Raw genomic sequence first — 9,508 nt, forward strand, 5'->3', positions numbered from 1 at the left:
CTACTCCCTACTCCCTACTCCCTACTCCCTACTCCCTACTCCCTACTCCCTACTCCCTACTCCCTACTCCCTACTCCCTACTCCCTACTCCCTACTCCCTACTCCCTACTCCCTACTCCCTACTCCCGACTCCCTACTCCCGACTCCCGACTCCCGACTCCCTACTCCCTACTCCCTACTCCCTACTCCCTACTCCCTACTCCCTACTCCCTACTCCCTACTCCCTTTATTATATTTTTGATTAATGACTGATTCTGTAGGGTTTCCCGAAGCCCTTGTCCCTATTTATGTCATGGCTTCAAGCCTACTTTTTATCTTAGTCATTGAAGCGTTTTTAGTCAGAGACAAACGAGCTTGGAGTATTCCCGCCCTGGCGGTGTATGCCACTATTGGAGCCTGGTATTTTGTAGAACTATTTTACACCCCTGAAAATTTTCTGCAGTTTGATTCATTAATACTAGAATACTGTTATTGGCAAATAATTACTTTTTTAATCACTTTTCGCCTAGTAATCCCTTCCCTTTCTCGCCGATTCCTTAAAAACTACCATACTGCTTGGAAATTTACTGCCTTTAATCCTGAGCAACTTTTAATAGTTTTAGCTTTTGTTTGGCTATGTTTATTAGGATATGGTGTTAGCCGTCTCAACGGCGATATTTTCACTGCTTTATTTCCACTTGGAGCTCGTGTGGGACGGCAGATGTGGGGAAGAGCCGCTGCTGCTGGTGGTGATGGATTTATCGTTTCTTCCGCAGCCTATGTTTATACCCTAGTTTGTGCCTTCTTTGGCGTGCTTTTGCCCCTCCCAATGGGCCGTCAATTGAAGACATTAAATCTTTTGCTTGTCTTGATTGTACTGCCCTATTTTATTTTTATGGGAGCCCGTAACCAACTTCTAGCAGTGATTATGCCAGGCTATTTTAGCTATGCGTTATTTTCCCCAGATCCGCTTTGGAAAAAGGTGTTAATTAGCATGGCTACTTTTTGGGCTATTAATGAATTGCTGACGTTAATTATTACTTATCGTAACATTGGTTTTAATGAATTATTTAATCCAGATGTTGCCCCGCAATTCCAAGAAGAAGTAGAGGAAGAAGGGCACTTGGGATTAAATATGCTAGAAGAGCTATGTTATATCAATCAATTTTACCAAGAAGGAAGCCTAAAGTTAACGTACGGAGGTCGCTATTTAGCAGAAGCAGCTAATATAATTCCTAGGGCAATATGGGCTAATAAACCTCTAATTGGAATTGATTATGCTATCTTAAGGGGATTTGGTGGTGCTGATAATGACATTGGGGTATTTGCTACGGTTTCAACTGGATTAATTGGACAAGGCTTTTTTAATTTTGGTCCTATTTTGGGACCAATGGGTGCAGCGGTTTTAATGGCTAGCTGGGTGAGTTTTATGAGTAGGCTTTGGAAGCAGCAATATTCCACCTTGCGGTTAGGATTATTTCTAATTTGTTTAGGGCTAACGTTTAACTTAGGTCGAGAATTTACTCTACTGGTATTATGGCCTGCTTTGTTTGGATATCTGTTTGTGCTGATGGTAGAACGCTACGGATCCAAAAAAGCTAAGGGAAGATTTATGTCTACGTCGTAAGCTTTATAAACTAAATTTAATTATCAAAAAAATTACTATAAATATATTTGTTTTCCAAAATGAAGCAACGATTTATTACATTAGATGCAGTTAAGGTATTTGCTGCTATTTCCATCGTCTGGCTTCACACAGTTAGTTCGCCTCAACTTGGCTTTACCTCTGTGCTAGGAAGGTTTGCTGTACCTTTTTTTACCTCTACAGCTGTTTTTATTATTTTTACTAAAGTAATCAAAAAACCAACAGTTAGTTTTACTGACTACACCATTAGCCGATTCAAGAGAATTTATATTCCTTTCTTAATCTGGTCGATTTTATATTTGTTAATTAGATATTTAAATTGCTGGATTACAAATTTGTGTACAAGTATTAATATTAAGTTAGAGTTTTTATGGACAGGAACTACCCATCATCTTTGGTTTCTACCTTTTATATTAGTAGTATCTTTGATAACATTTTTATTGGCGAAGTTCGCTTATAAGCATCCTAAAACTCAATCCTGGTTAGCAGTAATAGCATTAATTACTGGAATAGTAGTCTTAATCAAACCTAACTATAACTTAATCAATCAACTTGGCTATACAGTTTCTTTATCCTATCAGGCACTCCCAGCAGCACTATGGGGTATTACAGTTGCCGTTGTGGATAATTTATTTAATCTAAGAGAAAAAAATAATTTTAAATTTTTGCCACTGTCATGTATAGTTATAGCGATTGTTTTTACTATATTAATGTTACTCCAGGGTCGTAACTTGTTCTGGGAAAATTTAGCAGGAATATGTCTGTTGGTCTTTGCTATTACTTTTAAAAATGATAAGTTTATAGTTCTAGATAAAATTGCTGCTTTTGGTAAATACTCTTATGGAATTTATCTTATCCATATTCTGTTTGTTGAGGGTCTTCAGGATATAGCAAATTTATTTAACATCTCAGGAACTATAGTTCTAGATCTAGGCGTATTTTTGCTATCGCTAATGCTCACCATGCAGACGATTTTCATACTGAGAAAATTCAATCTACAAGAATGGCTTGGTACCTAAGACAAAAAGTAACAGCCAATTATGCTTTAATCTATAACTAATTTAGCTTAACTCAAGTGCTCAAAATCGCAGTATTGTTTACTAACTATGGCCCCTACCATATTGCCCGTGTCAGTGCTTTGCACCAGCATTGTCATAAAATAGGCTGGAATGTAGTTGGTATAGAATTGGCAAGAGCCGAAGCTGACTATGCCTGGAAAGCTAATTTACAAAATCTTCCATTTCCGCTTATTTCTGTTGTCAGCGATCGACAGCGAGAGGAGGTAAAATTTTATCAATTACTCCCAAAACTTTACTCTACCCTAAGGAAGGTTCAGCCTGATGTGGTGGTGATTGCTGGCTATTTTGAATCAGCCATGGTTGCCACTTTAGTATGGAGTTTATGGCACGGTAAACTACCAATTCTGCTTTCGGAGACTACAGAAACAGATTTTACTAGAGCCTGGTGGCGTGAAACGATAAAGCGATCGCTACTTAACCGGTATAAATCGGCTTTAGTGGGCGGAAAACCACAAAAACGTTACTTGATAAAATTAGGACTACCTAAGGAAGCCATTTTTTGCGGCTATGATGTCGTAGGTAATGATGCTTTCCATCCCGACAAAATTAAATCTCTGGCACCTCCTTTAAAAAAGCCCTACTTCCTGACTATCAATCGCTTTATCCCTAAGAAAAATCTCCCTTTTGTAATTTCAGCCTACGCTACCTATCGCCAACTAGCTAAAGACAGGGCTTGGGATTTAGTCCTGTGTGGGGATGGTTCAATGCGCTCTCAACTTGAGCAACAGATTAAAGACTTAGGGTTGACTAAGGTTATTCATCTAACTGGTTTTTTACAACAACAAGAACTTCTGCCTTATTTTGCTCACGCTGGCTGCTTTATCCATGCTAGTACTCACGAACAATGGGGATTAGTTGTGAATGAAGCTATGGCAGCTGGCTTACCAGTGGTAGTGTCTAATCGCTGTGGCTGTTTTGAAGATTTAGTAGTTGAAGGTATCAATGGATTTGGTTTTAATCCCGATGATAAGGAACAGCTAACTAAGTTAATGTTCAAGGTAAGTTCAGGGGAAATTGACCTAGACAAGATCAGTCAAGCAGCCCTGGAACACATCCAGAAATTCTCTCCCGACTATTTTGCTCAAGGGTTGATCAAAGCTGTTGAATACGCCTTAGCTAATCACTAATTACTGATGAAACTTCTGATTGTTATTCCTGCTTTAGGCGCTGTCTATGGGGGTACATCTAAATGCGTAGTGGAACTAGCTCAAGCATTGGGTAACTTAGGCATTACTGTTGACCTGGTAGCCACTAATGCTAATGGTTCTGAGGTGATAGAAGCCCCTGTCAAAACCTGGTTACCTAAAACTAATTATCGCCTACAGTTTTTTCCTTACAAAGGGATTGGAGACTACAAATTTAGTTTTTCTCTGAGTAAGTGGCTATACCAACACATCGGCGATTATGACTTAGTCCAAACTAATGCGATTTTTTCAGTTCCTAACCTAGCTGCTTACTGGGCTTGTCAATGGTATAATATCCCTTATGTTATTATCCCCCACGGCATGCTTGACCCTTGGGCACTTTCCTACAAAGCCTTAAAAAAACGCATCTATTACAACCTATTAGAAAAGCCTGCTCTCCAAAATGCTAGCGCACTGCAAATGCTAGCCTCTACGGAAGCGGAACAAATTAAACCCCTCAACCTCAAAACTCCTGTTACTATTGCCCCTAACGGCATCCACCGTCAAGACTTTGAACAACTCCCTAATCCTGAACTTTTTTATCAACAGTTTCCAGCTACTCGTAACAAAACTCTGATTCTTTTCTTAGGACGTATCGACCCCAAAAAAGGATTAGACTTGCTAGCCACAGCTTTTGGTAAAATACACTCTAAATTTTCCGACACTCACCTAATTCTTGCTGGTCCTGATAACATTGGTTTCTTACCTACAGCTAAAGACTACTTTGCTAATGCAGGTTGTCTGGATGCTGTTACCTTTACAGGGATGCTAACAGGCTCTCTTAAATATGCTGCCCTTGCTGCTGCTAATATTTACGTCGCTCCATCCTATTCTGAAGGGTTTAGTATGTCTGTGCTGGAAGGTATGGCTTCAGGTTTACCTTGTATTATTACCACAGGCTGCAATTTTCCAGAAGCTGCTACTGCAAACGTTGCCCATGTAGTTGATATTGATGCTGAGGCTATTGCCAATGCTTTAACCCAGTGTTTGCAATTTCCCCAACAAGCCAAAGAGATGGGAACTCGCGCTCGTCAACTCATCTTTGAACAATACACCTGGGATTCCATAGCAAAAAAATTGATTCAAGTCTATACAGCTATCATCCAAAATATATCTTGGAAGTCTAAACTATGAATTTTATGTACTTTGTTGATAACTTTTATAATAAATCCCCCAAGTTAAGAATATTATTAATGAAGCTTATTTATGGTAGCCAAGATATTTTGGTAAACCTGTTTGGTTTGGAGTTATACATTAATAGCCTTAGAGAAAATGGGTATTTTAGAGCTTCCAGAATGGTTTTGAAAGGTAGCCTGCTTCGGGATGAAGTATCAATTTTATTAAATATATCTAGTTTGCTTAGAGATGGAGATACTTTTGTTGATGTAGGAGCAAATATTGGTTTGTTTTCATCGGTCATTGCTAGAGCTTCAAAATTCACAAATCTGCAAGGTATTTATGCATTTGAAGCAAATAATGAGACTTTTAAAAGGCTGGAAATAAATTCTAAAACACATGGTTTTGAAGCTTTTAACATTGGTATCTCAAATCAAGAATGTGAGTTAATGTTTGTCGATGGTGCTGTTTCCCACGTATTTACAACCACGAAAACTGCATCAAGATATAATATAAACTCAAAAACTACTTTAGTGAAATGTAATTCTCTAGATCAAATTAATATCAAAGGAAATTCCATAATTATAAAGATTGATGTAGAAGGACAAGAATTAGCGGTATTAGAAGGTGCTCGTTCTTTTTTTGAAGCTCAAAGAGTTAAAGCTATATATTTAGATGGATTCGCGAATCAAACAGCAGTATTAGATTTTTTATATAAATATAATTTTTATTTATTTGATGGTAGAACACTGAAAGAAACTAATGGTAATATATTTTCTTTACTTGCTGTTCATGAGGCATATGCGAGTCCAAAGCTAAGAAATAAGAAGTGTGAGGGTTGATTATTAATATGCTTCATAATATTACCCCACTCATTCTCACCTACAACGAAGCGCCCAATATCCAACGTACCCTTCAACACCTTACCTGGGCAAAGACAATTGTTGTAATTGATAGTTACAGCACCGATGAAACCTTAGAAATTATTAAATTATATCCTCAAGTTCAAGTATTTCAGCGAAAATTTGACACCCACGCAACACAATGGAATTACGGTCTAGAACAAGTAACCTCTGAATGGGTACTGTCATTAGATGCTGATTACAGTGTCACCGATGATTTAATAGCTGAAATAAAAGCTTTACAAACGGATACAGAAATAAATGGCTATTTTGCCAAATTCAAATATTGTGTTTTTGGCAAACCCCTTCGAGGAACGATACTTCCCCCTCGTCAAGTTTTATTTCGCAAAGACAAATCAACGTATATTGATGATGGTCACACCCAGCTTTTGGAAGTTAATGGCAAATCAGCAACACTCTCTTCCTACATTCATCACGATGACCGCAAACCTTTAAGCCGATGGTTGTGGGCCCAAGACCGATACATGATAATTGAAGTCAAAAAACTAACCCAGACCCCAGATAATGAAATTAGTTTAGGTGACCGAATTCGCAAACAAAAAATTATTGCTCCCTTTATTATCCTGTTTTACTGTCTGATTCTGAAGGGCGGAATTTTCGATGGTTGGCATGGTTGGTATTACGCATTTCAACGGATGCTGGCGGAAACTATTTTATCTATTCGGTTGATTGAATTTGAGAAATTACAGAAGCAGTAAATTTTAACCATTGTCAAATAGGGAATTAAGAATTAAGAATTAAGAATTAAGAATTAAGAATTAAGAATTGAGAATTAAGAATCGGGAGTCGGGAATCGGGAGTGTGGGGAGATGGGGAGATGGGGAGATGGGGAGATGGGGAGATGGGGAGATGGGGAGATGGGGAGATGGGGGGAACCCTCAAGACCGGACTGGATCCCCAAGACTCTTCTACTCCGAAGTCCCTACTCCCTACTCCCTACTCCCTACTCCCTACTCCCTACTCCCTACTCCCTACTCCCTGCTCCGAAGTCCCTACAACTCAACCTACGGGAAAATCCTTGTATTGAGCCATGAAACGAAACTTATCGTCACGCCGACGTTTCACCAATAAACCTGGCTTTAGCTACCCTCGCAAAACCCTAGGCAAAATGCGGGTAGCATTTACCTTTAGCATCCTATGTATTGCTGTTAGTTTTATTCCCATTCGCTTAGGGCTCGCCCATCTCCAATCCCCTACTCCTGAGGTGATTCTGACCCTCGGTGGAGATATCACACGGGAAAAATTTACAGCTGAGTTTGCTCAGCAACATCCTAACCTTGATATTTGGGTCTCTTCTGGAGTGCTTATCCCACAAGCCCAAAAGGTCTTTCGGGAAGCAGGTATTCCTGATCAGCGAGTAAATCTTGATCGGCGTGCTATGGATACGGTCACCAACTTTACCTCCCTGGTTCAAGATTTCCAAACCCATGATATCCACCATGTCTATCTAATTACCTCAGACTTTCATATGCGTCGGTCGATTGCGATCGCCTTCTTTATTTTCGGCAGTCACGGTATTGCCTTCACTCCTGTCGCCATTCCTTCCCAGCGGCCTGAGGAATCCTGGCTGCGAGTGGCACGGGATGTAGGACGCTCAGTGGTTTGGATTATCACTGGTCGTACTGGAGCCAGTCTTCATTATTATTTGCGAGCGTAATTGAGAATTAAGAATTAAGAATGAAGAATGAAGAATGAAGAATGAAGAATGAAGAATGAAGAATGAAGAATGAAGAATGAAGAATGAAGAATGAAGAATTGAGAATGAAGAATCGGGAATCGGGAGTCGGGAGTCGGGAATCGGGAGTCGGGAATCGGGAATTAAGAATGTAGAATTAAGAATGTAGAATTTGGAATTCTGCATTCTGACAGATAATCTACCCTACGCGAATACCAAAGGCGAACAACATTTTTGAATGTAGAATTTGGAATTATACATTCTAGATTCTGCCTTCTGGCTTCTGCCTTCTACATTCTAGATTCTGCCTTATAGATTATCAATTCTCAATTCTACATTCTTAATTCTTAATTCTTAATTCTACATTCTACATTCTTATAATCTACCCTACGCGAATACCAAAGGCGAACAACATTTTTGAATGTAGAATTTGGAATTATATATTCTAGATTCTGCCTTCTGGCTTCTGCCTTCTTCATTCTAGATTCTGCCTTATAGATTCTAAATTCTTAATTCTTAATTCTTAATTCTACATTCTACATTCTTATAATCTACCCTACGCGAATACCAAAGGCGAACAACATTTTTGAATGTAGAATTTGGAATTATACATTCTAGATTCTGCCTTCTGGCTTCTGCCTTCTACATTCTAGATTCTGCCTTATAGATTCTAAATTCTAAATTCTAAATTATACATTCTAAATTCTGCCTTATAGATTCTAAATTCTAAATTCTGCCTTATAGATTCTAAATTCTAAATTCTAAATTATACATTCTAAATTATACATTCTAAATTCTTAATTATACATTCTACATTCTACATTCTTAATTCTTAATTCTGACAGATGACCTTCAACCAAACCAATATATGACTCTTGACTTAAGTAAACCACCAGCCTTAGATTTAGCCCCCTTAGTTGATTTACGCAAATACGACTCGTCTCAATTTGACCGAGGGCGTCCCAGTTGGTTAGTCTTAATCTGGTGGTTGGTGCAAGCGATCGCATTTCCCTTAAGTCTTCATAACTTCAATGGTTTCCGCCGATGGCTGCTACAACTATTTGGAGCCAAGATTGGTACTAATGTCATCATTCGACCCACGGCTCGTTTTACTTACCCCTGGAAAGTAGAAGTTGGTGACTACAGTTGGATTGGGGATGATGTAGTTTTCTACAGTGTCGATCGAATTCGCATTGGTAGTCATTGTGTTATTTCGCAAAAATGTTACCTCTGTACCGGTAGTCACGATATCAAAGACCCAAGATTTGGGTTAATCACAGGTGAGATTCATGTTGGTAACGGAGCCTGGATTGCCACCGATTGCTTCGTTGCGCCCGGTGTCCAAATTGGAGCCAATGCCGTAATTGGTGCTCGCAGCAGTGTGTTTAGTAATATCCCAGAGCAGCAAGTATGCTGGGGGACACCAGCACGTGCTCGCTATCGACGGGAAATAGGGAGTAGGGAGTAGGGAGTAGGGAGTAGGGAGTGTGGGAAGTGTGGGGAGTGTGGGGAGCTGGGGAGCTGGGGAGATCGGGAGATGGAGAGCTGGGGAGATCGGGAGATGGGAAGTTTGGGGAGATGGGGAGTCAGATCTTTGAGAACTGCTATAGTGGTAAACAATTCGTGATTTTAGATCCTGTTACCTTTACCAGACCGTAGCGAAACCACTACATCTTTATCACTACCTTCAAAATGACACTCAACAGCATCTCGAACCATCGTTCTCAGCTCATCTAACGTGTCTGCTTGAGTAAATATAGATTCTCCTAAAGCTCTGGCTGTATAACCCCCTTCCGGATCTTCCTCAACCAAAAACACAACTTCGCTCATGTTCATGACTCCCCCATTGTTGTCTATCGTTATTATTGCATAGGGAACAGGGAGTAGGGAGTAGGGAGTAGGGAGTA

11 protein-coding genes are annotated in these 9,508 nt (G+C 39.6%); 10 read left to right on the plus strand and 1 reads right to left on the minus strand.

The features are described from left to right. The 10 genes from F6K57_RS31745 to hpsU all read left to right on the plus strand — a co-directional run. Positions 1 to 252, plus strand: a 252-nt coding sequence (locus F6K57_RS31745) for a hypothetical protein (RefSeq protein ID WP_293072065.1), incomplete at its 5' end; no start/stop codon positions are given. A 40-nt stretch (positions 253 to 292) separates the two neighbouring features. Then, entirely contained in the window at positions 293 to 1,606 is a 1,314-nt protein-coding gene (locus F6K57_RS31750) for a hypothetical protein (RefSeq protein WP_293072066.1), read from the plus strand. Positions 1,607 to 1,665: 59 nt separating this feature from the next. Further along, positions 1,666 to 2,643 (plus strand): acyltransferase, encoded by a 978-nt coding sequence (locus F6K57_RS31755; RefSeq protein ID WP_293072067.1) that lies wholly within the window; start codon positions 1,666 to 1,668, stop codon positions 2,641 to 2,643. 56 nt (positions 2,644 to 2,699) lie between these two features. Then, positions 2,700 to 3,830, plus strand: coding sequence for a glycosyltransferase family 4 protein (locus F6K57_RS31760; protein WP_293072068.1), 1,131 nt, complete (start codon positions 2,700 to 2,702; stop codon positions 3,828 to 3,830). A 6-nt stretch (positions 3,831 to 3,836) separates the two neighbouring features. Then, positions 3,837 to 5,021, plus strand: a complete 1,185-nt coding sequence (locus F6K57_RS31765) for a glycosyltransferase (protein WP_293072069.1) — start codon at positions 3,837 to 3,839, stop codon at positions 5,019 to 5,021. Next, positions 5,018 to 5,845 carry an FkbM family methyltransferase gene (locus F6K57_RS31770; protein ID WP_293072070.1) on the plus strand — a complete coding sequence of 276 codons (828 nt, stop codon included), beginning with the start codon at positions 5,018 to 5,020 and terminating at the stop codon, positions 5,843 to 5,845. Before F6K57_RS31765 ends, F6K57_RS31770 begins: the two co-directional genes overlap by 4 nt. 8 nt (positions 5,846 to 5,853) lie before the next feature. Next, positions 5,854 to 6,624 carry a glycosyltransferase family 2 protein gene (locus F6K57_RS31775; protein WP_293072071.1) on the plus strand — a complete coding sequence of 257 codons (771 nt, stop codon included), beginning with the start codon at positions 5,854 to 5,856 and terminating at the stop codon, positions 6,622 to 6,624. A gap of 119 nt (positions 6,625 to 6,743) precedes the next feature. Beyond that, entirely contained in the window at positions 6,744 to 6,953 is a 210-nt protein-coding gene (locus tag F6K57_RS31780; protein ID WP_293072072.1) for a hypothetical protein, read from the plus strand. A 3-nt stretch (positions 6,954 to 6,956) separates the two neighbouring features. After that, a complete protein-coding gene (locus F6K57_RS31785; protein ID WP_293072073.1) occupies positions 6,957 to 7,583 on the plus strand; it encodes a YdcF family protein in 627 nt (208 codons plus the stop codon). 886 nt (positions 7,584 to 8,469) lie between these two features. Then, on the plus strand, positions 8,470 to 9,069 hold the full coding sequence (gene hpsU, locus F6K57_RS31790; RefSeq protein WP_293072074.1) for a hormogonium polysaccharide biosynthesis acetyltransferase HpsU: 600 nt from the start codon (positions 8,470 to 8,472) through the stop codon (positions 9,067 to 9,069). 161 nt (positions 9,070 to 9,230) lie between these two features. Here the strand turns inward: hpsU and F6K57_RS31795 are convergent. Then, positions 9,231 to 9,508, minus strand: a 278-nt coding sequence (locus F6K57_RS31795) for a hypothetical protein (protein ID WP_293072075.1), incomplete at its 5' end; no start/stop codon positions are given.

This window comes from Moorena sp. SIO4A5, from assembly GCF_010672005.1.
In the GTDB taxonomy this organism is placed as follows: Bacteria; Cyanobacteriota; Cyanobacteriia; order Cyanobacteriales; family Coleofasciculaceae; genus Moorena.